22 protein-coding genes are annotated in these 23,574 nt (G+C 69.3%); 13 read left to right on the forward strand and 9 right to left on the reverse strand.

Annotated features, from left to right (window positions below):
• Positions 1-12: 12 nt before the first annotated feature.
• A complete protein-coding gene (locus tag ACSDQ9_RS11545; protein WP_435147138.1) occupies positions 13-1,383 on the forward strand; it encodes an SPFH domain-containing protein in 1,371 nt (456 codons plus the stop codon).
• Here ACSDQ9_RS11545 and ACSDQ9_RS11550 read toward each other — a convergent pair.
• Positions 1,289-2,350 (reverse strand): bile acid:sodium symporter family protein, encoded by a 1,062-nt coding sequence (locus ACSDQ9_RS11550; protein ID WP_435147141.1) that lies wholly within the window; start codon positions 2,348-2,350, stop codon positions 1,289-1,291. The two genes, ACSDQ9_RS11545 and ACSDQ9_RS11550, sit on opposite strands and share 95 nt — an antisense overlap.
• Positions 2,351-2,443: 93 nt before the next feature.
• On the opposite strand from ACSDQ9_RS11550, the gene ACSDQ9_RS11555 reads away from it, so the two are divergent.
• Positions 2,444-3,283, forward strand: a complete 840-nt coding sequence (locus tag ACSDQ9_RS11555; protein ID WP_435147143.1) for a TrmH family RNA methyltransferase — start codon at positions 2,444-2,446, stop codon at positions 3,281-3,283.
• Positions 3,284-3,314: 31 nt separating this feature from the next.
• Here the strand turns inward: ACSDQ9_RS11555 and def are convergent, their stop codons facing one another.
• From def to ACSDQ9_RS11570, 3 genes are all read right to left on the reverse strand, one after another.
• Complete coding sequence (def, locus tag ACSDQ9_RS11560; RefSeq protein ID WP_435147145.1) at positions 3,315-3,914, reverse strand: peptide deformylase; 600 nt, start codon at positions 3,912-3,914, stop codon at positions 3,315-3,317.
• Positions 3,911-5,155, reverse strand: coding sequence for an amidohydrolase (locus ACSDQ9_RS11565; protein WP_435147146.1), 1,245 nt, complete (start codon positions 5,153-5,155; stop codon positions 3,911-3,913). The genes def and ACSDQ9_RS11565 overlap by 4 nt, the downstream gene beginning before the upstream one ends.
• Positions 5,156-5,226: 71 nt before the next feature.
• Positions 5,227-6,270, reverse strand: a complete 1,044-nt coding sequence (locus ACSDQ9_RS11570) for a lactonase family protein (protein ID WP_435147148.1) — start codon at positions 6,268-6,270, stop codon at positions 5,227-5,229.
• 41 nt (positions 6,271-6,311) lie between these two features.
• Here ACSDQ9_RS11570 and ACSDQ9_RS11575 point away from each other — a divergent pair, with 41 nt between their 5' ends.
• Positions 6,312-7,223: a tyrosine recombinase XerC gene (locus ACSDQ9_RS11575; RefSeq protein ID WP_435147213.1), complete on the forward strand. Its 912-nt coding sequence runs from the start codon at positions 6,312-6,314 to the stop codon at positions 7,221-7,223.
• A 45-nt stretch (positions 7,224-7,268) separates the two neighbouring features.
• Here ACSDQ9_RS11575 and ACSDQ9_RS11580 read toward each other — a convergent pair whose 3' ends face one another.
• On the reverse strand, positions 7,269-8,231 hold the full coding sequence (locus ACSDQ9_RS11580; protein WP_435147150.1) for a peptidoglycan DD-metalloendopeptidase family protein: 963 nt from the start codon (positions 8,229-8,231) through the stop codon (positions 7,269-7,271).
• 370 nt (positions 8,232-8,601) lie between these two features.
• Between ACSDQ9_RS11580 and rpsB the strand changes: the two genes are divergently transcribed.
• The 8 genes from rpsB to ACSDQ9_RS11620 all read left to right on the forward strand — a co-directional run bounded on the left by rpsB (position 8,602) and on the right by ACSDQ9_RS11620 (position 15,596).
• Entirely contained in the window at positions 8,602-9,516 is a 915-nt protein-coding gene (gene rpsB, locus ACSDQ9_RS11585; RefSeq protein WP_435147152.1) for a 30S ribosomal protein S2, read from the forward strand.
• 45 nt (positions 9,517-9,561) lie between these two features.
• Positions 9,562-10,374: a translation elongation factor Ts gene (tsf, locus tag ACSDQ9_RS11590; protein ID WP_435147153.1), complete on the forward strand. Its 813-nt coding sequence runs from the start codon at positions 9,562-9,564 to the stop codon at positions 10,372-10,374.
• A gap of 179 nt (positions 10,375-10,553) precedes the next feature.
• Entirely contained in the window at positions 10,554-11,267 is a 714-nt protein-coding gene (gene pyrH, locus ACSDQ9_RS11595) for a UMP kinase (RefSeq protein WP_435147155.1), read from the forward strand.
• A gap of 57 nt (positions 11,268-11,324) precedes the next feature.
• Positions 11,325-11,879 (forward strand): ribosome recycling factor, encoded by a 555-nt coding sequence (gene frr, locus ACSDQ9_RS11600; protein WP_435147215.1) that lies wholly within the window; start codon positions 11,325-11,327, stop codon positions 11,877-11,879.
• 18 nt (positions 11,880-11,897) lie between these two features.
• Positions 11,898-12,779, forward strand: coding sequence for a phosphatidate cytidylyltransferase (locus ACSDQ9_RS11605; RefSeq protein ID WP_435147157.1), 882 nt, complete (start codon positions 11,898-11,900; stop codon positions 12,777-12,779).
• A gap of 1 nt (position 12,780) precedes the next feature.
• The gene (rlmN, locus tag ACSDQ9_RS11610; protein WP_435147159.1) at positions 12,781-14,016 is read left to right on the forward strand and encodes a dual-specificity RNA methyltransferase RlmN; all 1,236 of its coding nucleotides are present in this window, start codon (positions 12,781-12,783) and stop codon (positions 14,014-14,016) included.
• Positions 14,017-14,202: 186 nt separating this feature from the next.
• The gene (locus ACSDQ9_RS11615) at positions 14,203-14,403 is read left to right on the forward strand and encodes a type II toxin-antitoxin system Y4mF family antitoxin (RefSeq protein WP_435147161.1); all 201 of its coding nucleotides are present in this window, start codon (positions 14,203-14,205) and stop codon (positions 14,401-14,403) included.
• Positions 14,400-15,596 carry a type II toxin-antitoxin system HipA family toxin gene (locus ACSDQ9_RS11620; protein ID WP_435147163.1) on the forward strand — a complete coding sequence of 399 codons (1,197 nt, stop codon included), beginning with the start codon at positions 14,400-14,402 and terminating at the stop codon, positions 15,594-15,596. Before ACSDQ9_RS11615 ends, ACSDQ9_RS11620 begins: the two co-directional genes overlap by 4 nt.
• Here the strand turns inward: ACSDQ9_RS11620 and ACSDQ9_RS11625 are convergent.
• The 3 genes from ACSDQ9_RS11625 to ACSDQ9_RS11635 form a co-directional block, all read right to left on the reverse strand.
• Positions 15,552-17,207 carry an NAD(P)/FAD-dependent oxidoreductase gene (locus ACSDQ9_RS11625; RefSeq protein ID WP_435147165.1) on the reverse strand — a complete coding sequence of 552 codons (1,656 nt, stop codon included), beginning with the start codon at positions 17,205-17,207 and terminating at the stop codon, positions 15,552-15,554. The genes ACSDQ9_RS11620 and ACSDQ9_RS11625 overlap by 45 nt on opposite strands.
• Positions 17,208-17,280: 73 nt before the next feature.
• On the reverse strand, positions 17,281-17,832 hold the full coding sequence (locus tag ACSDQ9_RS11630; protein WP_435147166.1) for an NUDIX hydrolase: 552 nt from the start codon (positions 17,830-17,832) through the stop codon (positions 17,281-17,283).
• Complete coding sequence (locus tag ACSDQ9_RS11635; protein WP_435147168.1) at positions 17,829-18,968, reverse strand: LOG family protein; 1,140 nt, start codon at positions 18,966-18,968, stop codon at positions 17,829-17,831. The genes ACSDQ9_RS11630 and ACSDQ9_RS11635 overlap by 4 nt, the downstream gene beginning before the upstream one ends.
• Before the next feature lie 136 nt (positions 18,969-19,104).
• Here ACSDQ9_RS11635 and ACSDQ9_RS11640 point away from each other — a divergent pair, with 136 nt between their 5' ends.
• A complete protein-coding gene (locus ACSDQ9_RS11640) occupies positions 19,105-20,328 on the forward strand; it encodes a chymotrypsin family serine protease (RefSeq protein WP_435147170.1) in 1,224 nt (407 codons plus the stop codon).
• Positions 20,329-20,468: 140 nt separating this feature from the next.
• On the opposite strand, the gene ACSDQ9_RS11645 is transcribed toward ACSDQ9_RS11640, so the two are convergent.
• The gene (locus ACSDQ9_RS11645; RefSeq protein WP_435147171.1) at positions 20,469-22,001 is read right to left on the reverse strand and encodes a serine hydrolase domain-containing protein; all 1,533 of its coding nucleotides are present in this window, start codon (positions 21,999-22,001) and stop codon (positions 20,469-20,471) included.
• 83 nt (positions 22,002-22,084) lie between these two features.
• On the opposite strand from ACSDQ9_RS11645, the gene ACSDQ9_RS11650 reads away from it, so the two are divergent.
• Positions 22,085-23,536, forward strand: a complete 1,452-nt coding sequence (locus ACSDQ9_RS11650; protein WP_435147173.1) for a purine-cytosine permease family protein — start codon at positions 22,085-22,087, stop codon at positions 23,534-23,536.
• Positions 23,537-23,574: the final 38 nt, after the last annotated feature.

The raw sequence follows: 23,574 nt of genomic DNA on the forward strand, positions 1-23,574 counted from the left end.
AAAGAGGAAGTCATGGAATACGTGATTGCCGTCGTGCTGATCGGCCTGGTGCTGATCGTGCTCTCGCAGTCGTTGAAGATCGTGGGTCAGCAGCGGGTGGCCCTGGTGGAGCGGCTGGGCAAGTTCCGGGCCGCCCTCGAGCCGGGTCCGCACCTGATCGTGCCGATCATCGACCGGGCCAGGTACACCCTCGACATGCGCGAGCAGGTGCAGCCGTTCCCGCCGCAGGGCGTGATCACCGAGGACAACCTGATGGTGTCGATCGACTCGGTCATCTACTTCCAGATCGTCGACCCGGTGCGCGCCGCCTACGAGGCCCAGAGCTACCACGCGGCCATCGAGCAGCTGACCATGACGACGCTGCGCAACATCATCGGTGGCATGGACTTGGAGGCCGCCCTCACCAGCCGTGAGGAGATCAACCAGCGCCTGCGCGCCGTGCTGGACGAGGCCACCGGCAAGTGGGGCATCAAGGTCAACCGGGTCGAGCTGCGGGCCATCGAGCCGCCGGCGACGATCCGCGACGCCATGGAGAAGGGCGCCCGCGCCGAACGCGACAAGCGGGCGCAGATCCTGCTGGCCGAGGGCCAGCGCCAGTCGCAGATCCTGTCGGCCGGCGGTGATCGTGAGTCCGCGATCCTGCGGGCCCAGGGCGAGCGCGAGGCGCAGGTGCTGCGCGCCCAGGCCGACCGGCAGGCACAGATGCTGCGGGCCGAGGGTGAGGCGCAGGCCATCACCACCGTGTTCAACGCGATTCACGCCGGTCAGCCCGACCAGGGTCTGCTGGCCTACCAGTACCTGCAGATGCTGCCGACGCTGGCCCGTGGCGACTCGAACAAGATGTGGATCGTGCCCTCGGAGCTCAACGACGCCCTCAAGGGCCTCGGTCAGGTGATGGGCGGGGGCAGCGGCGAGGGTGGTCCCGCCGGGGTGCCGTCGGCCGCCCCCTACCGCGCCACCGGCGAGTTCACCGCTCCCGAGAAGATCGACGTCTTCGCAGAGATCGAGCAGCAGAAGGTCGCCGAGAAGCGGGCGTCGGACGAGACGGTGCAGAAGGCCATCCGCGAGGCCGCGCAGCTCGAGAACCCGAATGCCGTGCGCAAGCAGGCCCATCACGAGACCCCGGCCGTCGGCACCGGTGCCGCGGAGGAGTCAGCGGTCGACCCCGAGCAGGTGCGGCACGACATGGGGCGGGTCGATCCCGACCCCCTCGGACAGCAGACCTATCAGGGTCAGCAGGCCTATCAGGCGGCGCCGCAGAACCCGTGGGCGCAGCCGGGCGCGCAGATCAGCCAGCAGCAGCCGGGTCAGCCGATCCCGCCGCGTCAGGCTCCCGGCCCGAACCAGGGCCAGAATCCGGGGCAGCAGCCGCCCCAGCAGTGACCTGACCCCTCGCCAGTCGTCCGGCGATCGCGCCGCAGGCCATCAACTGGGCCTGGTGGAAGACCATCAGCGGCAGCACGATCAGACTGGCGGGGGTGCCGGTGCCGGCGAACAGCACGGTGGCCATCGGCAGGCCCGAGGCCAGCGATTTCTTGGTGCCGCACATCATGATGGCGATGCGGTCGTCGCGGGCGAACTTCAGCCAGCCCGAGCTGTACCAGGTGAGGGCCAGCATGCCCGCGAGCAGCACCAGGCAGATGCCGACCAGGGCCGCCAGGTCGGCGACGGAGACTTGCGACCAGATGTGCTCGCGTCGTCCGGCCGAGAAGGCGTTGTAGACGACCAGCACGATCACGCCCTGGTCGACCAGCTTGAGGGCCTTCTTGTGGCGTTCGATGAATCCCGCGGTCCAGCGCCGGCTCAGTTGGCCCACGACGAACGGGACGAGGATCTGGGCCACGATGTCGAGGATCGAGCTGGGGTCGACGTGCAGCCCGCCGGTGCCCATCAGCACCAGCACCAGGGCGGGCGTCAGCACCACTCCGATCAGGTTCGACGCCGAGGCCGCGACCACCGCGCCGGCGACATTGCCGCCGGCGACCGAGGTGAAGTTGATCGACGACTGCACCGTCGAGGGCACCAGCGTCAGGTAGAGCAGCCCCATGGCCAGCGCGGCCGTCACCAGGCTCGGCGCCACCAGGTGGATGGCGAGGCCGACCAGCGGGAAGACCACATAGGTGAACGCCAGGATCACGGTGTGCAGGCGCCAGTGCTTGAGGCCCGCGATCGCCTGCTCGGGGTGGAGCCTGGCCCCGTAGAGGAAGAACAGCACGGCGATCAACGCGGTGGTGGCCACGTCGAAGACCGGCACGGCGGGCCCGCGAGCGGGCAGCAGGGAGGCGATCACCGCGGAGGCGGCGATGGCGAGCAGGAAGGTGTCGATCCGCAGGCGCTTGAGCAGGTTCATCGTCGAGAGAGCCTACGCGCTGGGCTCGGGGTGCCCCAGCTCGGGTCCGCCCGCGGACCGCACCGGGCCGCGACCTGCCGATACCCTCACCGGATGGCGACCTATCTCGAACTGACCGACCCCGCCGATCCGCGGCTGGGCGACTACGTGAACCTGCGCGACACCCAGCTGCGCAAGAGCATGGAGTCGGAGCACGGTTTCTACATCGCCGAGGGCCACAAGATCATTCGCCGCGCCATCGAGTCGGGTCATGTGCCCCGGTCCGTGGTGCTGGCACCACGGTGGATCGACGGCTTGCGCGACGTGCTCGACCCGATCGAGGTGCCGGTCTACGTGGTCACCGAGGCGTTGGCCGAGCAGGTGACGGGGTTCCACGTGCACCGCGGCGCGTTGGCGAGTGTGCGTCGGCCGGCGGGCAACGACGCCGACATCGCCACTCTGCTGCGGCTGGTGGAGGAGCGGCGAAGCGCCGTCGAGGGCGGGCGGGTGCGCATCGCGATCCTGGAAGACCTGGTGGACCACTCCAACGTGGGCGCGGCCTTCCGCAGTGCCGTGGCCCTGGGGGTGGATGCGTTGGTCGTCACCCCCCGCTGCGCCGACCCCTGGTACCGCCGCTCCATCAAGGTGTCGATGGGCGCCGTCTTCCAGGTGCCGTGGGTGCGGCCGCACGACTGGCCCGGCGGGATCGCCGAGCTGAAGCGTGCCGGTTTCTTCGTCGCCGGCATGTCGCTGGGCGAGGGGGCGATCGCTCTGGACGACCTGGTCGCCACCGATCATCCGCGGCTGGCGATGGTCTTCGGCAACGAGGGGCACGGGATCACCCACGAGACCGATCACCTCGTCGATGCGAGGGTGACGATCCCGATGATGGGTGGCATCGACTCCCTGAACGTGGCGGCCTCGTCCGCGGTGGCGTTCTACGCGACCCGCTGACGAGGCCGCCCGACCGGTTCGGCGAGCTGCCTCAGAGCTCGTGCGGCGCCAGCTTCGGGCTGACGGGCCAGTCGTCCGGGTAGCGGGGGGCGAGGTCGTCCTTCTGCTTGTCGAGCAGACGACGCGACCTGGCCGACAGCCGGTCACCGAAGACGGTGCCGTTGCAGTGGTCGGTCTCGTGCTGCAGGCAGCGGGCGAACAGCCCGGTGCCCTGCAGGTCGAGGTCGTTGCCGAACGCGTCCTGACCGGTGCAGCGCGCCCGATCCGGACGAGCCAACGGCTGATAGCCGCCGGGCCACGACAGGCACCCCTCCTCGGTGGAGTCGAGCTTGCGGTCGCGGCCCTCGGGCAGGGTCACCACGGGATTGCAGACGACACCGACGTGCCGGTTGCCGTCATCGTCGGGGCAGTCGTAGACGAACAGGGCCAGATCGACGCCCACCTGGGTGGCGGCCAGGCCGACTCCCTCGGCCGCGGCCATGGTGGCGAACATGTTCCGCAGCAGGGTGTGCAGGTCGTCGCCGAACTCGGTGACCGGACGCGTCTGGGCGTGCAGCACCGGCTCACCCCAGCGGGTGATCCGCTGCACGGTGCCACCGGTGAGCAGGTCGTCGAGACTGGTCGCGCTCATCGACGGCCCCGCTGAGGTGGCTTCACCGTGGTGCCCAGGGTGGTGTAGGGGTCGAGGGTGACGCCCTCGGCCGTCTCGGCATCCCAGGTGTAGACCTGACGCCCGTCGACCCAGACGGTCTCGACGCGGCTGTAGATGTCGAGCGGGTCGCCGCTCCACAGGGCCAGGTCGGCGTCCTTGCCCGCCTCGATGGAGCCGACGCGGTCGTCCAGCCCCAGGATGCGGGCCGGGTTGATGGTGACCGACTCGAGCGCGGTGGTGCGGTCGAGGCCCTCCTTGACGGCGAGGATCACCTGGTAGATCAGGAAGTTGATGGGGATGACGGGGGCATCGGTGGTGATGGCGATCTGCACACCGGCGCGGGCCAGGTGGCCGGGGTTGGCCAGCGAGCGCTGGTTCACCTCCCACTTCGAGCGCGAGGTCATCAGCGGTCCGATGATCACCGGCAGGTTGCGCTCGGCGATCAGGTCGGCCAGCAGGTGCGCCTCGGTGCCGTGGTTGATGACCAGCTTGTAGCCGAACTCGTCGGCGATCCGGATGGCGGTGGCGATGTCGTCGACCCGGTGGGTGTGCTGGCACCAGGGCAGGCCGTTCTCGAGCACCTGCACGAGGGTCTCGAGGGTGAGGTCGCGGTCAAAGGGCTTGCCCTCGCTCTCGGCGTGCTTCTTCTTCGCCGAGTAGTCCTGCGCCTTGGTGAAGGCCTCGCGCAGCACGGCGGCCGTTCCCTGCCGGGTGCTGGGCAGGTGCTTGCGCTCCTGGCCGTGGAACCGCTTGGGGTTCTCGCCCAGCGCCGACTTCACCGACACCGGCTGCTTGAAGACCATCTCGTCGACCATGCGGCCCCAGCACTTGAGGGCCACGGTCTGGCCGCCGATCGGGTTGGCCGACCCGGGCTTGACCACCATCGAGGTGACGCCGCCGCCGAGGGCGTCGCGGAAGCCCTCGTCCGAGGGGTGGATCGCGTCGAGCGCGCGGAACCGGGCGCCGTTGATCTCGGTGCCCTCGTTGGTGTCGTTGCCGGCCCAGGCGATGCCCTCCTCGTGGATGCCCACGTGTCCGTGCGCCTCGACCAGTCCGGGCAGCAGCCAGCGGCCGGCGGCGTCGACGACCTCGGCGCCGTCGGGAACCTGCAGGTCGGCACCGGCGGACGAGATCTTGCCGTTCTCGATGATGACGGTGCCGTCGAACGGATCTCCGACGACGGGCACCACGTGGGCATTGGTGATGGCTACGACACTCATGCGCCCCAACCTATCGAGGTCGGCGGGGCACGCGCGCCCTGCCCGGCCGAGCGGGCTCGCTGGCGCGATTCTCAGCGGAAGAGCATCGACGCCGGGCCCTCGCCCGAGGCGCTGGTCACCGGGTGACGCTCCGCCAGCCGCCAGCCGCAGGGCTGGTCGTCGGGGTCGCTGCGGGTGAACCGACACAGGTCACCCGTGTGCTGGTTCGCCACCCACAGGTCGCCGTCGTGCACCACCACGTCGCGGGGATGGTCGCCACCGCAGTCGAACTCGTCGGCCAGCACCAGCTGACCCGAGGCGTGCCACTCCAGGATGCCCAGGGTGTTGATGCAGCGGTTGGCGATGACGAGGGTGTGCTCGTCGAGGGCCCGCAGCGCCGACGGCTGGCTGCCGCCGACGAGGGTTCCGGGAACCTGCGACACGCGGTCCCAGCCGCTCGTCCAATCCATCGACAGGTGACGGAAGCAGACCACCGAACCGTCAAGCTCGCCAGCCACCGCGATCTGGGTCTGCAGTCCCTGACCGGTCTCGATGCGGCGCAGCACCAGGTGCCGCGGGCCGAACCCTGGCGTCGTGACGATGGCGCCCACCTGCTTGAGGTGCCCGTCGCGCCAGCGGATGATGCGCACGGCGTCGGCTCCGAGGTCACAGACCAGCAGGTGCTCGTCGTCGAGCCAGACGGTCTGGTGGGCGTGCGAGGCGTCCTGCCGGTCGGGGTCGACGCCCGCGTGACCGGTGAAGCGGACGACGGTCGCGTCACCCCAGCCGCCGGACGACTCGTCCGACAACGGGACGACCGCGACCGACCCGGACTCGTAGTGGGCCACCGCGATCGCCGATCGGTCGGGGGAGATCTCTCCGTGGCAGCCGATCGCGCCGGCGGTGGCGCGGGCGGCGCCGAGGGTGATGCCCTCGTCCGAGACGGTGACCCGAGTCACGTCGGAGACCGCGGTGTGGCCGATGGCCACCACCCGGTCACCGTCGGCGACCAGCCATGAGGGGGAGGCCAGCGTGGCCACGGCCACGGGGGAGAGGGACGAGCCCTGCGCCTCGAACAGGTGCAGGCCACCCTCGCCGGAATCGTCGGTGAAACAACCCACCAGCAGCGTGCTCATGCGCCCAACCTAGCCGGATTGGGCACACTGGAACGGTGACCGTGCCCGCATCGCTCGCCGACTCGCTCGGTGAGTTCGACACCTGGCTGCGACTCGACCGGCAGCGCAGCGAGCACACCCGCCGCGCCTACGGCGGTGACCTGCTGGCGCTGGCCGGCTGGCTGGACGAGCGGGGCACCACCACCTGGGACGAGGTGGGTCTGCGCGACCTGCGATCGTGGCTCGGCGACCAGGTGCAGCACGGCGCGGCCCCCGCCACCCTGCAGCGCAGATCGGCGGCCGTGCGTGTCTTCTTTCGTTGGCTGCGGCGCGAGGGACTGGTCACTGCCGACGTGGCCGCCGGCCTGAAGTCTCCGAAGGTGCCCCGCAGACTGCCCCCCGACGTGGCCCGTGACGAGCTGCGCACCCTGTTCGACGCGGCCATCGCCCACGCGGGCGAGCAGCCCGGGCCGCAGGCGGTGCGCGACCTCGCCCTGCTCGAAGTGCTCTACAGCTCAGGCGTGCGGGTCGGCGAGGCCTGCGGGCTCGACGTGGACGACCTGGACGCCGATCGCGGCACCGCCCGGGTGCTCGGCAAGGGTGACAAGGAGCGCACGGTGCCACTGGGGCAGCAGGCCCTGGCGGCGGTGCGCAGGTGGCTGGCGGTGAGGGGTGAATGGGTGACCACGACCTCGGGCCCCGCCCTCTTCCTCGGCGCCCGCGGGGGTCGCCTCGATCCTCGGGTGGCGCGCCGGATCGTGCACCAGGCCTTCGAGGCCATCCCGGAATCGCCCAACCTCGGCCCCCACGGGTTGCGGCACGCCATGGCCACGCACCTGCTCGAGGGGGGTGCCGACCTGCGCAGCGTGCAGGAGATGCTCGGGCACGCCTCGCTGGCCACCACTCAGCTCTACACCCACGTGACCTCGGAGCGGCTGCGGGCCGCCTTCGAGCAGGCGCACCCCCGCGCCTGACCGGCCTGATCTGCCAACCCCGACCCCGCCGGGCCGACCGTGACCTCACAGCCCCAGCAGGGGAGCGGGGTCGATCACCCGGCCACCCGACCAGGCCATCACGTGCAGATGGCAGCCCGTCGACCAGCCGGTCGTGCCCACTCGTCCGAGCTGCTGCCCGGCGGCCACCCGCTGGCCGACCGTGACGCTGGCGGCACTGAGGTGGGCGTACCCGGTACGGCGCCCGCCGTGGTCGACGATCACCCGGTTGCCGTAGGCCACGTGGTGCTCGACCGTCACCACTCGTCCGGCCGCCACCGCCCGCACCGGGGCGCCGCAGGGCGCCCCCAGGTCGAGACCGTCGTGCAGTTTCCACACCCCCAGCACCGGGTGCAGGCGCATGCCGAACCGCGAGGTGATCGGCCCGTCGGCCGGCAGGGACGAACCGCCGCCCGCGAGCGGCAGACCGACGCCCACCGGCTCGTACGGAACGGTGTCGATCTCGACCGGGCTGGGTGTCGCCCCGGCCGGGAGCAGGCGCACCTCGTCGGCCGAGGCCCTGACCCGATCCTGCGACCACGCCAGCGGGTCGAGGTAGGTCTCGCCCTCGATCAGGCCCCAGTGCAGACCGTCATGGCGGTCGACGGTGTCGGCGATACGTCCCAGCTCCTGCCCCCGTTTCACCCGTTGGCCGGCGCGCACCGACGGCACCAGCGGCTCGTAGGTGGTGCGCAGGCGCGAGGCCGGCACATGGGTGACGGCGACCACGCCGCGGCCCGCGATCGTGCCCGAGAAGGTCACCACGCCATCGGCCGCGGCCCGCACCACCGTGCCCGGGCCGGCCGCGAGATCCACGCCACGGTGCCCGGCACCCCACCTCTGGTCGGGTGGGTCGAAGGCGCGCGTGACCGCGCCGTCGACGGGGCGCGACAGGTTCACCGGTGGTGCGGCCGAGGCCGCAGGCCCCGGGATCCAGCCGAGCGCGAGCAGCAGAACCACCAGCAGCGGCAGACAGAAGCGTCGTCTCATGCCTGAGTTGTGGTCGGCGAGGGCCGATTCGTCCCACAATCGCGGACAGGCTGTGGACAACTCTCGGACCCGTCGCGAGCCTGTGGACAAGTGTCCGTCGGCCGGTTGGCGCGGCCCCCACCGAAATCCTGTGGACAAGCGGCGGTCGGCCGATTGGCGCGGTCCCCACCGAACGACCTAGAATGGCCGAGGCGATCGGTGCATCCGCACCGGTCGACTTCACAGTGCAGGCCACCGGCCCCGCCCGAGGTCCCCGCGGAACGCCACCGAGGGGCGGACGAGGTCGCTGCACGAGGCAGTGTCGAACAGTTCGACACGGTGAAACCGAAACCGGGCCCAGCCACTGCTGTGCCCCCAGAAAGGACCGGCCATGGCCGTCGTCACCACTCGCCAGCTGCTCGAGAGCGGCGTTCACTTCGGGCACCAGACCCGTCGTTGGAACCCCAAGATGAAGCGCTTCATCTTCACCGAGCGCAACGGCATCTACATCATCGACCTGCAGCAGTCGCTGACCTACATCGACAAGGCCTACGCCTTCGTGCGTGAGACCGTCGCCCGCGGCGGCCAGGTGCTGTTCATCGGCACCAAGAAGCAGGCCCAGGAGGCCATCGCCGAGCAGGCCACCCGCGTCGGCATGCCCTACATCAACCAGCGCTGGCTGGGCGGCATGCTCACCAACTTCCAGACCGTGATCAAGCGCGTGCAGCGCCTCAAGGAGCTCGAGGGCATGGACCTCGACACCCAGACCTCCGGTGGTCTCACCAAGAAGGAGAACCTGGGCCTGAAGCGCGAGCGCGACAAGCTGTCGAAGACCCTCGGCGGCATCCGCGACATGGCCAAGACCCCGCAGGCCGTCTGGATCGTCGACACCAAGAAGGAGCACCTGGCCGTCGACGAGGCGCGCAAGCTGCACATCCCCGTGATCGGCATCCTCGACACCAACTGTGACCCCGACGAGGTCGACTTCCCGATCCCCGGCAACGACGACGCGATCCGCTCGGTGGCTCTGCTCACCCGCATCATCGCCGACGCCGCCGCCGATGGCCTGATGGCCCGCTCGGGCCAGAGCTCCACCGGTGAAGAGGCCGAGCCCATGCCCGATTGGGAGCGTGACCTGCTGGCCGGCGAGACCAACCGTGAGGGTTCCGTCGAGACCCCCGCCGAGGCCGAGGCCGTCGATCCCCAGGCCGGTCAGCTGGCTGCCGAGGTCGCCGACGCCGCCCCCGTCGTCGAGACCACCGAGGCCACCGAGGTCGAGGCTGCGGCCGAGACCACCGAGGCCTGACCGACCGCCCGTCCGGCCAACCACTACAGATAGGGATCACCCCACATGGCAATCACTGCCGCTGATGTCAAGAAGCTCCGCGACGCCACGGGCGCCGGAATGATGGACGCCAAGAAGGCCCTCACCGAGGCCGACGGCGACTTCGACAAGGCCATCGAGGTGCTGCGCGTCTCGGGTCAGGCGAAGGCCGCCAAGCGTTCCGACCGTGAGGCCTCCAACGGTCTCGTGGCCGCCGCCGGCACCACCTTGATCCAGCTCGCCTCCGAGACCGACTTCGTGGCCAAGAACGACGAGTTCGTCGCCCTGGCCAACGAGATCGTCGCCGCCGTCGACGCCGCCAAGGTGAACGGCAAGGAGGCCGCCGGTCAGGTCAAGCTGGCCTCCGGTCAGACCGTGGACGAGGCCGTGCAGGCCCTGGCCATCACCATCGGCGAGAAGCTCGAGCTGGCCGACGCCGTGCACTTCGAGGGCGACTCGCACGTCTACCTGCACCGTCGCGCCGCCGACCTGCCGCCGCAGGTGGGCGTCATCGTCGAGTACACCGGGGACGAGGCCGTCGCCCACGGTGTCGCGCTGCACATCGCGGCCATGAGCCCCGTGTACGTGACCCGTGACGAGGTTCCCGCCGAGACCGTCGAGAACGAGCGTCGCATCGCCGAGGCCACCGCTCGCGAGGAGGGCAAGCCCGAGGGGGCCCTGCCCAAGATCGTCGAGGGTCGCGTCAACGGCTTCTTCAAGGACGTCGTCCTGCTCGACCAGGAGGCGACCGTGACCGATGACAAGAAGACCATCGGCAAGTACCTCGACGAGAACGGCGTGAGCGTCTCCCGCTTCCGTCGCCTGTCGGCCGGCGCCTGAACAACGGTGGGCTCGCCGCCGGGCTCACCGAACCATCAGCGATGCCCCGTCCCCCACGTGGGGGGCGGGGCATCGCTGGGTTCGGTGCGACGAGACGACTCGCGCTAGGCTGGTCGCCGCCTGCCCGGACTCATCACCTGCCCCGCTGCCGACCGCGCCAGGGGCCAGCAAGGAGAACCATGACGAACCCCTACAAGCGCGTGCTGCTGAAGCTCTCCGGAGAGGTCTTCGGCGGCGGTTCGGTGGGGGTTGACCCGACGGTGGTGTCGGCCATCGCCGCGCAGATCGCCGAGGCAGCGGCCGCCGGCACGCAGATCGCCATCGTGGTCGGGGGCGGCAACTTCTTCCGCGGCGCCGAACTGCAGCAGCGCGGCATGGATCGCGACCGCGCCGACTACATGGGCATGCTGGGCACCGTGATGAACTGCTTGGCGCTGCAGGACTTCCTCGAGAAGGAGGGCGTCTCCACCCGCGTGCAGACCGCCATCACCATGGGTCAGGTGGCCGAGCCGTACATTCCCCGGCGCGCCGAGCGTCACCTCGAGAAGGGACGAGTGGTCATCTTCGGTGCGGGTGCCGGCATGCCCTACTTCTCCACCGACACGGTGGCGGCCCAGCGCGCGCTCGAGATCGGTGCCGAGGCCCTGCTGATGGCCAAGCAGGGCGCCGACGGGGTGTTCGACAAGGACCCCAACAAGCACGCCGACGCGGTCATGTTCGACGAGCTCAGCTACGACGAGTTCCTCGCCCGCAACCTCCGCATCGCCGACGCCGCGGCCATCAGCCTGGCCCGCGACAACGACCTGCCCGTCCGATTCTTCAACCTCGACGTGCCGGGCAACATCGTCCGGGCCGTGGGCGGCGAGCCCCTCGGCACCGTGGTGCACCGCTGACCCGCGGTTCGAGCAGACCTCTACCAACCCGACCAGACCACCCAGGAGATTGACGTGATCGCAGACATCCAGAAGGACGCCGAGCAGAAGATGACCTCGGCGATCGAGTTCGCCCGCGAGGAGTTCGGTGCCATCCGCACCGGCCGGGCCCACCCGTCGATGTTCAACAAGCTGGTGGCCGACTACTACGGTGCGCCGACCCCGCTGCAGCAGCTGGCCAGCTTCCAGGTGCCCGAGGCCCGCGTCGTGCTGATCACGCCCTACGACCGCTCGTCGATGGGGGCCATCGAGAAGGCCATCCGCGACTCCGATCTGGGCGCCAACCCCTCCAACGACGGCAACACCATCCGTCTGGTGCTGCCCTCGCTGACCGAGGAGCGCCGCAAGGAGTACATCAAGATGGCCCGCGGCAAGGCCGAGGAGGCCCGCGTCTCGATCCGCAACGTGCGCCGCAGTGCCCTCGACCAGGTCAAGAAGCTGGTCAAGGACAAGGAGGTCGGTGAGGACGAGGGCACGCGCGCCGAGAAGGCCCTCGACGACGTCACCAAGAAGCACACCGACCAGATCGACGAGCTGCTGAAGGGCAAGGAAGCCGAACTCCTCGAGATCTGAGGAGGAGAGCCCGCACCCATGACCCCCGTCGCCCCGACGCCCGACACCGCCCCGGCCAAGCCGAGCCGTGCCGGGCGAGACCTGCCTGCCGCGATCGCGGTCGGCGTGGCCCTGGCCGCTGCCGCCGTGGTGACCCTGGGCTGGTTCCACTGGGGCTTCGTGGCGATCACCGCGTTGGCCCTCGCGCTGGGGGCGATCGAGGTGAACCGCGCCATGTCGCGGATCGGCATGAACGCCGCCATCCGCCCGATCGTGGTGGGCACCTTCCTGATCCCGCTGGGCAGTTACTACGCCGCCGCCCACCCCGGCCGGGGAATCAGCTCGAACACCCTGCTGCTGGCCATGCTGGCCCTGACAGTGCTGGTCGCCATGGTCTGGCGTCTGCCGGGTGGCCCGCAGGGGTTCGTCAAGGACGCCGCCGCGTCGGTGTTCATCGTGGGGTACCTACCGCTGCTGGGGTCGTCCGTCGCCCTGATGTTGGCCGGCGACCTCGGCCCCCAGCGCATCATCGCGTTCCTGTTCTGTGTGATCGCCAGCGACACCGGCGGCTACCTGTTCGGGGTGCTGTTCGGCCGCACCCCGATGGCACCCACCATCAGCCCGAAGAAGACCTGGGAGGGCTTCGCCGGGTCGGTGATCGCCGGTATCGCCGTGGGCGTGCTCGTCGCCACCTGGCTGTTGAAGGTCGACTGGTGGGTCGGGGTCGTGCTCGGCATCACCATGGTGGCCTTCGGCACCGCCGGCGACCTGATCGAGTCGATGATCAAGCGCGACGTGGGCATCAAGGACATGTCGAGCTTCCTTCCCGGCCACGGTGGCATCATGGATCGTCTCGATTCACTGCTGGTCGCCGCCCCGGTGGCGTGGTTGGTGATGTATCTGTTCGTGCCCGGAGGCTGACATGACCGACCTTTCCCCGACCCGTACCTCGGACGACGCGAATCGCGCCCGTCCCGGCCGTAGCCACGCGGCGCCACCGCTGCCGTCGGAACCGTTGGCGGAGGGTGGGAAGTCGCTGCCGTTGGTGTTCACCGCACCCAAGCGCAACAAGCCGGCCAAGCACTGGATCGACCTGACCGCCCAGGAGCGGCAGCAGGCGGTCGTCGACCGGGGCCACAAGCCGTTCCGTGCCAAGCAGCTCAACCACCTGCTGTTCGAGAAGCACACCACTGATCCGCAGCAGTGGAGCGAGATTCCGGCGGCGGCGCGCGAGCAGTTGGCGGCCGACCTGTTCCCCTCACTGCTGAGCGAGGTGAGCACCCAGACCGCCGACCAGGGCACGACCGTGAAGACGCTGTGGCGGCTGCACGACGGCTCGCTGGTCGAGTCGGTGCTGATGCGCTACGCGGCCACCCAGAACAGCTCTGCCCGCTCGACCCTGTGCGTGAGCTCCCAGGCGGGTTGCGGCATGGCCTGCCCGTTCTGCGCCACCGGCCAGGGCGGCCTGCAGCGCAACATGTCGACGGGCGAGATCGTCGCCCAGGTGATCGATGCCGCGGGTCGTCTCGGCCGCGGTGAGGTGCCCGGTGGCCCCGGACGCCTCACCAATGCCGTGTTCATGGGCATGGGCGAGCCGTTGGCCAACTACAAGGCGGTGATGGGGGCGGTGCGCACCATGACCACCTCCGGTCCCGACGGTCTGGGCATGAGCGCCCGCGGCGTCACCGTCTCGACGGTGGGGCTGGTGCCCCGCATCCAGCAGCTCGCCGACGAGGGCATCCCGGTGACGCTGGCGCTGTCGCTGCACGCCCCCGACGATGAACTGCGCGACGAACTGGTGCCGATCAACACCCGCTGGAAGGTCGACGAGGTCGTCGATGCGGCGTGGGAGTACGCCCGGCGCACCCGGCGACGGGTCAGCATCGAATACATCATGATCAAGGACATCAACGACCAGGCCGCCCGCGCCGACCTGCTGGCGCAGGTGCTGAAGAAGCGCGGGGACTGGTCATGGGCGCACGTCAACCTGATCCCGCTGAACCCGACCCCCGGGTCGAAGTGGACCGCCAGCCGCCCGTCGGACGAGCGGGAGTTCGTCCGACGACTGGAGGCTCGCGGGGTGCCCGTGACGGTGCGCGACACGCGCGGACGCGAGATCGACGGTGCCTGCGGGCAGTTGGCGGCCACGCAGCGCTGAGCCCGGTCTGCCACCGGCACGATCGTGCCGGTATGGCGGCGTCAAGGTTCCCTGATGCATGACGTGGACGTCGAATCGGCACGTTCGTGCCGATTGGGGCTTGACGCAGTCGGGAATGCCGGGGGATCATGATGAAACGGCACGCTCGTGCCGGTTTGGTGCTGCGGCCCGGAAGGAGCCCGGACGATGGACCCTGACCTCGGTGCGGGCGTGCTCGCCCGACGCCGTGATCTCGGACTGACCCAGCGAGACCTGGCTGAGCTCGCCGGCGTCAGCGAGCGGTTCGTGCGCCAGCTCGAGGCGGGCAAGCTGACCGTCCAACTCGACAAGGTGCTCGCGGTGCTCGAGGCACTCGGCCTGCGGCTGACCTGGGAGCTGAGAGCGTGAGCCCCTCGTCCGAGCCGCAGGTGCTCGCCGACGTCCACCGCGGCACCGTGCTGGCCGCCCAGTTCTCCTCCGTCGGCCCGGACCTGCGCTTCGCCTACCTGCCCGATTTCGCGGGCCGGCCATTGGCGCACACGTTGCCAGTGGGGATGTCGGTGGATCGCCCCGGACGAACCCTGCCGCCGTTCTTCACCAACCTGTTGCCTGAGGGTCGGCGACTGTCGGCACTGCAGCGTGCCCTCAAGACCTCCGGTGACGACGAGCTGGGTCTGCTGCTCGCTGTGGGCGAGGACACCGTCGGCGACGTGCGCGTCGTCCCCGCCGGCCACACTCCCGAGCGGGTGGAGCCAGCCGTTCCCAGCGGCACGCCCCTCGACTTCGCCCAGTTGGCCAGTCGGGCCGGCATCGATCGCGTGGCCGTCCCGGGCGTGCAGGACAAGCTGTCGGCGGGCATGATCACCCTCCCACTCCCGCGGGGGCGCCGTGCCGGCGTCGACCAGCCGGACGCCAGCGGTGCGAGCCTGGTCAAGCTGACACCTCCGGACTACCCCGGAGCGGTCGAGAACGAGCACTTCGCGCTGGGTCTGGCGACCAGGCTCGGTGAGCGGGTCGTGCGGCACGAACTGGTGCGTGACGTGCATGGCACGCCGGGCTTGGTGGTGGTTCGTTTCGACCGCGTGCCCGAACCCGTCGCGGTCGAGGATGCGTGCCAACTCCTGGGCCGTTACCCCAGCGACAAGTATCTGGTGACCGCCGAGGAGGTGGCTGCAGTCGTGGCCGACGTGGTCGCGGCACCGGCGGTGGCGAGGAGGTCGATCCATCGTCAGTTCGTGTTCGCCTGGTTGATGGGCAACGGCGATCTGCACGCCAAGAACGTGTCGGTCGTTCGGTTGCCGACGGGGGAGTGGCGGGTGGCGCCGATCTACGACACGGTCTGCACGCTGGCCTGGGGAGACACGACCATGGCGCTCAGCATGGGCGGCCGGGTCGAGGGTTTCGTCCGACGTCACCTCGTCGACTTCGGACGATCGATCGGACTCCCCGAGCGGGTCGCCGAGCGCGACGTCGACGTCGCCTTGGCAGCCACCAGCACGGTCGACGCCGATCTGGAGGCGGGAGCGTTGCCGTACGACCCGACCACCGTCCGACGGCTACGTCGGCAGCTGGGGCGTCGGCGCCGCGACGCCCTCGGGTGAGGCCCTCGCACCCTCGACAGCCCCCGCGGGAACCGACCCGTCGGACTCGGTCGCCAGTCGGCTCAGGGCACGAACCAGTTTCTGCAGTTCCCTGGCCTGCTTCGTGCGCAGCCGAATGGTGCGCACGGTGCCGCGCGCCACCACCCGCTCGGCACGGTTCTGGTCGAGCCAGCGGGTGCCGACCACGTCGCCCACCCCGAACCTTTGCAGCACGTCATCGCCGGCCACCTGCTCGGCCTCGCCCTCCACCAGCACGTGGCACCAGGGCGATCCCGACTCGTCGACGATCACGTCGCCGTCGGTGAAGCGCATGTTCTCGAGCTCGAAGTCGTCGGCGTCCGAGACGCTCATCTCGACGGCATCGCGCCCCACCAGCGGCCAGATCGCCCAGTCGGCCAGCAGCCGCAGCTTGCGGTCCCAGGTGGGCACGAACCCCCACAGCACCACCCGCCACATCACCCAGGCGGGCAGGCCCGTGAACTCGCGGCCGTACAACTCGGCGACGGCACTGCGGCGGCCCAGCGAGGCACCCTGCCCGAAGCCGACGAAACTGAACGGACGAGCCGCCCGTCCCGACACTGTCGCCAGCGCGTTGCGTGCCACCAATGACCCCTGCTGCAGCGCGAAGATGGCCACGGCCGGGCAGACTCCTCCCCGCGGATGGGGCACGGCGGCGCAGTCCCCGGCCGCCCACACACCCTCGTGGCCGACCACCTGACAGGTGGCGTCGGTGACAATTCGTCCGTTGTCTGCCAGGGGCAGCCCCGTCACCGCCGTCACCACGGGGTGGGGCTTGGCGCCGATCGCCGAGACGACGGTGGTGGTGGGGATGGGCGGCGCGTCCCGCAGCTCGACCGCGTGGGGGGTGACTCCGGTGACGCGTTCTGCATCGACCAGCTCGACCCCGAGCCGTCGCAGCCTTTCGGTTGCGTAGCCCACCAGTTTCGGATGTGAACTGCGCCCCTTCGGTCCCAGCTCCGGCAGCACCGCGTCGCCGGGATGCACCAGCACCACGCGCACCTCGTCGGCACTGATCCCGGGGTAGATCCGGGCCAGCAGGCGCGCGTAGTCGGTGAGTTCCCCCGCGATCTCGCAGCCGGCGAAGCCACCCCCAGCCACCACGAAGGTCAGCAGGCGTCGACGTTCCGCGGCGTCGGGCTCCTGGTCGGCCTTCTCGAACCGGCTGACGAGGTGGTTGCGCAGTCGGAAGACGTCATCGAAGGTCTTCATCATGAAGGCGTGTTCGGGCAGTCCGGCGAAGGTCTCGTGCCGGTCGGCGGTACCCACGCCGATGACGAGCTGGTCGTAGTCGAGCAGGCGTCGTCGTCCCTGGTCGTCGGTGACCTCCACCCGCCGGCCGACCAGATCGACGTCGGTGACCTCACCCACCACGAGCCGGGCGGGGGCGACCATGCGGCGGGTGGAGTTGAGGATCGTGTGGGGCGAGATGCGGCTGGTGAGCATCTCGCCGATGAACCCGTGCCAGACCTGGTAGTTCTCGCGGCTGACGACGGTCAGCTCGACCTCGCGTCGGCGCAGGGCCCGACGCAGTCCCTTCGCGACCGTGATGGCGACGTAGCCGCCGCCGAGCATGACGATCCGTTCCCCCATGGCGCAACGGTGCTCCGTCGACGCCTCCCTGTAAAGGGCCTGAGCCGGGGGGCAGTGATCAGGCTGCCAGTGATCATGCTGCCAGTGCCTCCAGCGCCCGATCGACCAGGCGGCTCAGGTGGCCCAGTTCGTCCGCGACCCGATCGAGCGAGAACCAGGCGACGTCGTTCGATTCCTCCGAGACCGCGGGCACCGCCTCGCCGGGCACCGTGGTCACGAAGCGCACGTCGAGATGCTCCTGGCAGACCCCGAACGAGCCGACCAGCAGATGGGCATCCAGCTCGACCGGCACCAGCGGCGACTCCAGCGCAATACCGGCCTCCTCGCTGCCCTCGCGGCGGGCGGCGGCCACCAGGTCGGTGTCGCCCTCCTCGAGGTGACCGCCGAACTGCAGCCAGCGGTTGGCCCGCCGGTGATGGGTGAGCAGCACCTTCGTCCGTTCGTGGTCCACGACCAGCACCGACGAGGTGAGGTGGGCCGGCAGCACACCCTTGACGAGCGCCCGCTCGCCCTCGTCCGCCAGCAGGCTGAGGTACCGGGTGCGCAGCTGCTCCTGCGCGAGGTCGATCGTCGACCAGGCCTCGAGGTCGCCGATCACGCGGTCGGTCAGGGTCTGCCAGCTCATACTGCTCCGTCCTGCAGCAACACGGCTGCTGCTTCCTCGATGGTGTCGACCAGGTGCACGTGGGCGCCCATCGCCCGGTCTCGGCCCAGCGCCTGCAGCAGCGGCCACGCCGGCAGGGTGGTCGTCCAGTGCTCGACCCCGACCAGCACCATGGGCGAGGGGCGGGTGTCATCGGCGGCGTAGTAGTTGCCGGTGGCCGCCTGGAAGATCTCCTGCACGGTGCCGGCCGCGCCCTCCAGATAGATCAGGCCCCTGCGGCAGTGCGCCAGCAGCGTGTCTTCCCGCAGCGCGTTGGAGAAGAACTTCGCCACGTGCGAGGCGAACGGGTTGGGCGGCTCGTGGCCGTAGAACCAGGTGGGCACCCCGATGCTGGTGCCGGTGGCGTCGAAGCGGTCGCGCACCTCGAAGGCGGCCCGGGCCCACGCGGTGATGCCCTGACCACCCTCGGCCCGCGGGCGAAAGCTCGGCGTCTGCGCCAACTGGTCGACCGCGGCGTCGATGCGGGCGTGGTCGGAAGCGCTGTCGTGGACGAGGGCCGCCCCCAGGTTGGCGGCCTCCATCGCTCCCGGCCCGCCACCGGTCAGCACGGTCAGGCCGCCCGCCGTCAGGTCGGCGGCCAGATGGGCCGCCGCCCGGTAGGAGTCCGAGCCGCGGGCCGCCGCGTGGCCGCCCATGATGCCCAGCGTGTTGGCGGGAGCCAGGTTCTCGTCCAGCTCGTTGAGGGCATCGTCGATGGCATGGTCGTGCAGCGACATGGCCAGAGTGTTGGCCAACGCCTGCGCCGCCGGCCGCTGCTGCCAGGCGTAGACCTGCGCATCGGGGGTGCGCGCGTAGGCGACGTCGAGGCCGGCGTACAACTCGTCCGGGGTGTAGAGCGTCGGCCGGTAGGGGCGAAACGGCAATTGCGGCAACGCCGGGAACACCAGCGCCCCGCGGTCCCGCAGGTCGGCGTCGGCTTCGGGGGTCACGAGGCAGCCGAGGAAGACCGCGTGGTTGACCGGCACCGAGGCCAGGGCGGACGAGCGTTCCCGCAGGTCGATGCCCTGCAGGGCGACGCGACTCAGGCTTCGTGGGGGAGTGGCGGCCAACCAGGCATCGAAGTCCTCGAGGGACTGCAGTTCGACAAGGTGCGCCATGCGTTCACCCTAGTTGCCCACCATCTGGTCGGGGGATCGACCAACTGAAGCGCGGACATGCTGCCAGAACCCCTTGACTCACGCCCCGGAGCGTGATACGAAGCGGAATCAGGGCAATTGGTAAAGGATCCCACGGATGACGATTGAGTTCAGGCGGGCTTTTGTCGGCGCGATAGCGCTCTCGGTGGTCGCCTTGGGGAGCATCGGCCCGAGCGCCCTTCGGGCGCAGGCAGCCCCGATTTGCTCTACTGAGAGGAGTTCGAACGGCGAACTCAGCTTCAGTGGCGCACCTAGCGCAGAGTTGGAGCAGGCCGCGAATTTTGTCGAACAGTTCAACGACCAGTCAGATCGCGGCGTAGTTGGCTCGCGGTTCTGTACAGACTACAGTGGTCTCGAGGTCTTCGTTGGCCCGAAGGTCGACGATTCGGTGCTGCGGGCGATATCGACGTACCGTACTACTCACTCGAACATGGGAGTTGAGGTCGTTCACGTCGATCGCTCACCAGGGGATCTCAGGGGTGAGATCCAAGCGATTTTGTTGTCCGACCCAAGTGGTTCGGTCTATCAATCACTAGAGCCGGATATCAGCACGGGGCTCATCAGGGCGCGAATCGCAGTCAACGGAGTCCATAAATCTGCTACACCTGCCAGTGTTGTGGTCGAGCCAGTATCGTATTCTGGAGGTGAGCATTCCAGTCGCAATTCAGATGTCTCGCCCTACAAGGCTGGCGCGAAGATTTCTGCCGATGGCTATATCTGTAGCCTCGGGCCCAGAGTTCACAACGGCTCCCATATAATGATCTTGACTGCCGGGCATTGTCCAGGAGTCAAGCACTTCACAGGTGACGACGAACGTGAAGTGGGTGTTCAATACACCAACGCGTATGCCAACGACGCATCTCGCTTCGGCGATTGGAAGCTGCTTACTGGATATAGCTATGGAACCTCATATTTCAACGGAGCAGCCGGTTCATCGTCAACATACCCCGGGGCAGGTATCAATTGGGGCACGCGGACCATTGGCTCCAAGGTGTGCAGTAGCGGAGCGGTAGGTGGCCAGATCTGTCATTTTCATGTCTCGAGCGTGAATGAATCGGTCTTCATGGAGGGTAAATGGGTCGGTCATCAGACGCAGGTAATCTCGGACAACATGGCGACGTCCAACCCAGCCGATTGTGACGGCTGGGTGGGCGGCGATTCCGGCGGGCCCATCGTTCACAACAATGGTAGCGGTGCCGTTGTCTACGATGGGCTGGTGCAAGGAGTCACGTGGTGGTATGCCGGGTCGCAGAAGCGATGTCATTATTGGTACACTCAGATGGGTGCCGTCAGGGCGTGGGCGCCGGGTGCGACATGGTGAGGAATCGAATGAACGGTGCTCGCGGCAACGTCCCTGTTCTCGTCATCTCGTCGGTGTTGTGCTTCGCAGCCGCCATCGCGAGCCTGTTCGTCCTGCGGTCGGGCTCCTGCCTGCAGAGCGATCCACCGCAGTGTTCCACCTCACCCGGCCCGGTCGGCCTGGTGCTGGCGGCGCTTTTCCTGATTGCCGCCATCGTGCTCGGGCGCAAAGCGTGGCTCGTTCACCGGGCCCGCTGACCGGCCGCTTCGACATGCCGCTCGTTCCTCGCGGTTATCAGCGACGGTGAGATCGGCGCACCCGTCGGGGAGGGAGATCCCGCGCAGGGTGTTCTGGCCCAGCGGTTGGGTGGTCCACGCGAACGTGGCCTCGCCGTCGCCGGCCGGCACGTCGAGCAGTACGGAGTGCGGGGTATTGGGGCAGGCCAGGCGCACGTGCAGCACCCCGGCGTCGTCGGTGGCACCGGCCGCGGAGACGGCCAGGGTGGCATCGGGCCAGGTCAGCTCCGTGTCGCTCCACTCCCCGTGGCCGATAGGGATGCGGTGGTGGCCACCGTCGGCGTCGTCCCACTGCAGCAGCCAGCCGCCGTCGGTGGGCTGCACGGTGGCGGTGCCGTGGTCGGTGATGGTGCCCGACCACCCCGCAAACGCGGACGATCCCGACGGCACCTCGACCGCGACCGGCTCCGTCGGCGCCTCGAGCCGGTCGAGGGCGGGCAGCAGGAGCTGCCGCACCTGATCGATGGTGACCTGCATGTCGGGGGCGATGCTGGTGATCACCACCGCCAGCTTCTGGTCGGGCCAGATCAGGCCGTACTGACCGTAGGCGCCGTCGGCTCGGTGACCACCGTCACGCCCGAGCCAGACCTGCCAGCCGTACCCCTGGGCCCAGTCGGAGTTGACCGGGTCGGGGTTGCCGGGGGAGTTGTCGACACGCTTGGTGGCGTACTCCTGGATCCAACTCGTGGGCAGCAGTTGCTCCCCGCCGTGCGGCCCGCCGACGGCCACGCCGCCGTTGGCGACCAGCCCGATGAAGCTGGCCAGAGTGCGGGGCGACACGTGGTTGCCCGAAAAGCCGTAGGCGTTGCCGTCGGGGTCACTCGTCCAGTGGCTGGGGTCGCAGTCGAGCTTGTCGAGCACCTCCTCGCGCATCAGGGTGTGCACGCTGCGGCCCGTGGCGCGGGCGACAGCCAGAGCCACCGCGTAGGTGCACAGCTGGTTGTAGCAGAACGCCTCACCGGGCGTTCCCTCGGGCTCGTGCCGCAGGAAGTCGCCGATGCCGCTGGCGTCGAGCGTCCAGCGACCCTGGAACAACTCGATGGTGTCGAACGTGTGACCCGAAGCCATCGCCAGGCAGTGGCCGAGCGTGATGGTGCGCGCCTTGGGGCCGACGCGGTCGTCCACCACTTCGCTGAACAGGTCGACCAGCAGGTCGTTCTCGCTGAGCAGGCCGCGGTCGCGGGCGATGCCGAAGGCGGCCGAGGTGAACGTCTTGCTCATCGAGTACACCAGGCTTGCGCGTTCCATCGTCCAGGGCGCGACGGCGAACTCGACGAGGCGTTCGCCGGCCCGCACCACGGTCAGCGAGTGCAGCTCGCACCCGGCGGCGCGCTGGGCTTCGAGGAAGGCCTGCACGGGGTCGTTGGCGGACGAGGGGGCTGGTTGCGACGTGGTCATGCACCCATCCAACCGGTCCCCGGTGGCGTCCGCAGGAAGTCCACGGGGTGACGGGGCGGCGTTTTCTGGCAGGATCAGCGCTCGTGAGCACGACTGCACCGGCGCCCGACGCCACCTTCCAGCCCCGCCGCATCGAGCAGCAGGGCATCGACGTCATCGCCGAATCCGACCGCAAGGGCACACCGCGATCGCTGTTCTGGCCGTGGTGCGCCTCCAACGTGTCGGTGCTGGCCGTCTCGTGGGGCGCCTACCTGCTCGACTTCGGCATCTCGTTCGGGCAGGCCGTGTTCGTCACCCTGCTCGGCGTGGTCGGCTCGTTCCTGCTGGTCGGTCTCGTGTCGCTGGTCGGCCAGCGCGGTTCCGCCCCCACCATGGTGCTGTCGCGGGCGGTGTTTGGGGTGCGCGGCAACATTCTTCCCGGCATCGTCAGCTACCTGTTGCTGCTGGGCTGGGAGATCGTGTTGACCTCCATGGCGGTGCTGTCGAGCCAGACGGTCGCCGACCGACTGGGGATCGGCGGCGGTGGTGTGGCCAAGGTGATCGTGTTCGTGATCGTGGTGGCGCTGACGGTGACCTTGGGGGTGCTGGGCTTCGATGCCGTCATGAAGGCGCAGAAGTGGTTCACGATCGCCACGCTCGCGATGACGGTGGTGTTCATCGCGCTCACCCTCGACCACATCGATCTCGGCCAGGTCACCTCGCACCCGGCCGGAGGTGCTGCCGCCGTCATCGGCGCGAGCGTGATGGTGTTCGCAGGCTTCGGGGTGGGCTGGACGAGCGCGGCCGCCGACTACTCCCGCTACCTGCCGCGCAGCGCGTCCCAGCGGGGCATCGTCGGGTGGACGACCTTCGGCGGCTCGCTGCCCGTGGTGCTGCTGATCGGTTACGGCCTGCTGCTGTGCGGCTCCGACCCCAAGCTCTCCGAGGCCCTCGCGAGCGACCCGATCGGCGCGCTGACGTCGGTGCTGCCCACGTGGTTCGTGGTGCCGTTCTGGCTGGTGGCGCTCGCGGGTCTGGTGGCCGGCACCATCATGGACCTGTATTCGTCCGGTTTGGCCCTGGTGGCCATCGGCCTGCCCATCAAGCGGGCCGTGGCCGCGGGCCTCGACGGGGTGTTGGTGACGCTGGGCACCATCTACGTCGCCTGGATCGCCACCGACTTCCTCACCCCTTTCCAGGGGTTCCTGATCACGCTGGGTGTGCCGCTGGCCGCGTGGACCGGCATCTTCTGCGCCGACCTGGTGACGCGCTGGAAGGAGGGCTACATCGAGGCCAAGCTGTTCGACGCCAGCCCGTCGGGCTACGGGGTCGTCCAGTGGTTCCCGGTGATCTGGATGGTGCTGGTCTGCCTGGTCGGGTTCGGCCTGGTGACGAACTCGAACGCCGGTTGGCTGACCTGGCAGGGCTACCTGCTCGGACCGCTCGGGCTGGGCGGCAAGGACGGGGCGTGGGCCTACGCCAGCCTCGGTGTGCTGGTCGCGCTGGTGCTGGGCTTCCTCGGACAGCTGGCATACATCAAGACGCGTCGCCGCTGAGCTTCGCCCACGACTCCCGCCAACTCCGTTGCCGATGA

It is taken from the genome of Aestuariimicrobium soli (genome assembly GCF_051192575.1).
GTDB classification, from domain to species: domain Bacteria; phylum Actinomycetota; class Actinomycetes; order Propionibacteriales; family Propionibacteriaceae; genus Aestuariimicrobium; species Aestuariimicrobium soli.

What these genes read in the sequence shown, in the direction of transcription:
- ACSDQ9_RS11565 (WP_435147146.1), bottom strand. Translation starts at nt 5,155, where the DNA reads ATGAGTGTCGTAGCCATCACCAATGCCCACGTGGTGCCCGTCGTCGGA.
- def (WP_435147145.1), bottom strand. Translation starts at nt 3,914, where the DNA reads ATGAGCGCGACCAGTCTCGACGACCTGCTCACCGGTGGCACCGTGCAG.
- ACSDQ9_RS11640 (WP_435147170.1), top strand. Translation starts at nt 19,105, where the DNA reads ATGACGATTGAGTTCAGGCGGGCTTTTGTCGGCGCGATAGCGCTCTCG.
- ACSDQ9_RS11580 (WP_435147150.1), bottom strand. Translation starts at nt 8,231, where the DNA reads ATGAGACGACGCTTCTGTCTGCCGCTGCTGGTGGTTCTGCTGCTCGCG.
- ACSDQ9_RS11630 (WP_435147166.1), bottom strand. Translation starts at nt 17,832, where the DNA reads ATGAGCTGGCAGACCCTGACCGACCGCGTGATCGGCGACCTCGAGGCC.
- rlmN (WP_435147159.1), top strand. Translation starts at nt 12,781, where the DNA reads ATGACCGACCTTTCCCCGACCCGTACCTCGGACGACGCGAATCGCGCC.
- ACSDQ9_RS11570 (WP_435147148.1), bottom strand. Translation starts at nt 6,270, where the DNA reads ATGAGCACGCTGCTGGTGGGTTGTTTCACCGACGATTCCGGCGAGGGT.
- tsf (WP_435147153.1), top strand. Translation starts at nt 9,562, where the DNA reads ATGGCAATCACTGCCGCTGATGTCAAGAAGCTCCGCGACGCCACGGGC.
- ACSDQ9_RS11635 (WP_435147168.1), bottom strand. Translation starts at nt 18,968, where the DNA reads ATGGCGCACCTTGTCGAACTGCAGTCCCTCGAGGACTTCGATGCCTGG.
- rpsB (WP_435147152.1), top strand. Translation starts at nt 8,602, where the DNA reads ATGGCCGTCGTCACCACTCGCCAGCTGCTCGAGAGCGGCGTTCACTTC.
- ACSDQ9_RS11550 (WP_435147141.1), bottom strand. Translation starts at nt 2,350, where the DNA reads ATGAACCTGCTCAAGCGCCTGCGGATCGACACCTTCCTGCTCGCCATC.
- ACSDQ9_RS11615 (WP_435147161.1), top strand. Translation starts at nt 14,203, where the DNA reads ATGGACCCTGACCTCGGTGCGGGCGTGCTCGCCCGACGCCGTGATCTC.
- ACSDQ9_RS11545 (WP_435147138.1), top strand. Translation starts at nt 13, where the DNA reads ATGGAATACGTGATTGCCGTCGTGCTGATCGGCCTGGTGCTGATCGTG.
- ACSDQ9_RS11645 (WP_435147171.1), bottom strand. Translation starts at nt 22,001, where the DNA reads ATGACCACGTCGCAACCAGCCCCCTCGTCCGCCAACGACCCCGTGCAG.
- ACSDQ9_RS11625 (WP_435147165.1), bottom strand. Translation starts at nt 17,207, where the DNA reads ATGGGGGAACGGATCGTCATGCTCGGCGGCGGCTACGTCGCCATCACG.
- ACSDQ9_RS11605 (WP_435147157.1), top strand. Translation starts at nt 11,898, where the DNA reads ATGACCCCCGTCGCCCCGACGCCCGACACCGCCCCGGCCAAGCCGAGC.
- pyrH (WP_435147155.1), top strand. Translation starts at nt 10,554, where the DNA reads ATGACGAACCCCTACAAGCGCGTGCTGCTGAAGCTCTCCGGAGAGGTC.
- ACSDQ9_RS11555 (WP_435147143.1), top strand. Translation starts at nt 2,444, where the DNA reads ATGGCGACCTATCTCGAACTGACCGACCCCGCCGATCCGCGGCTGGGC.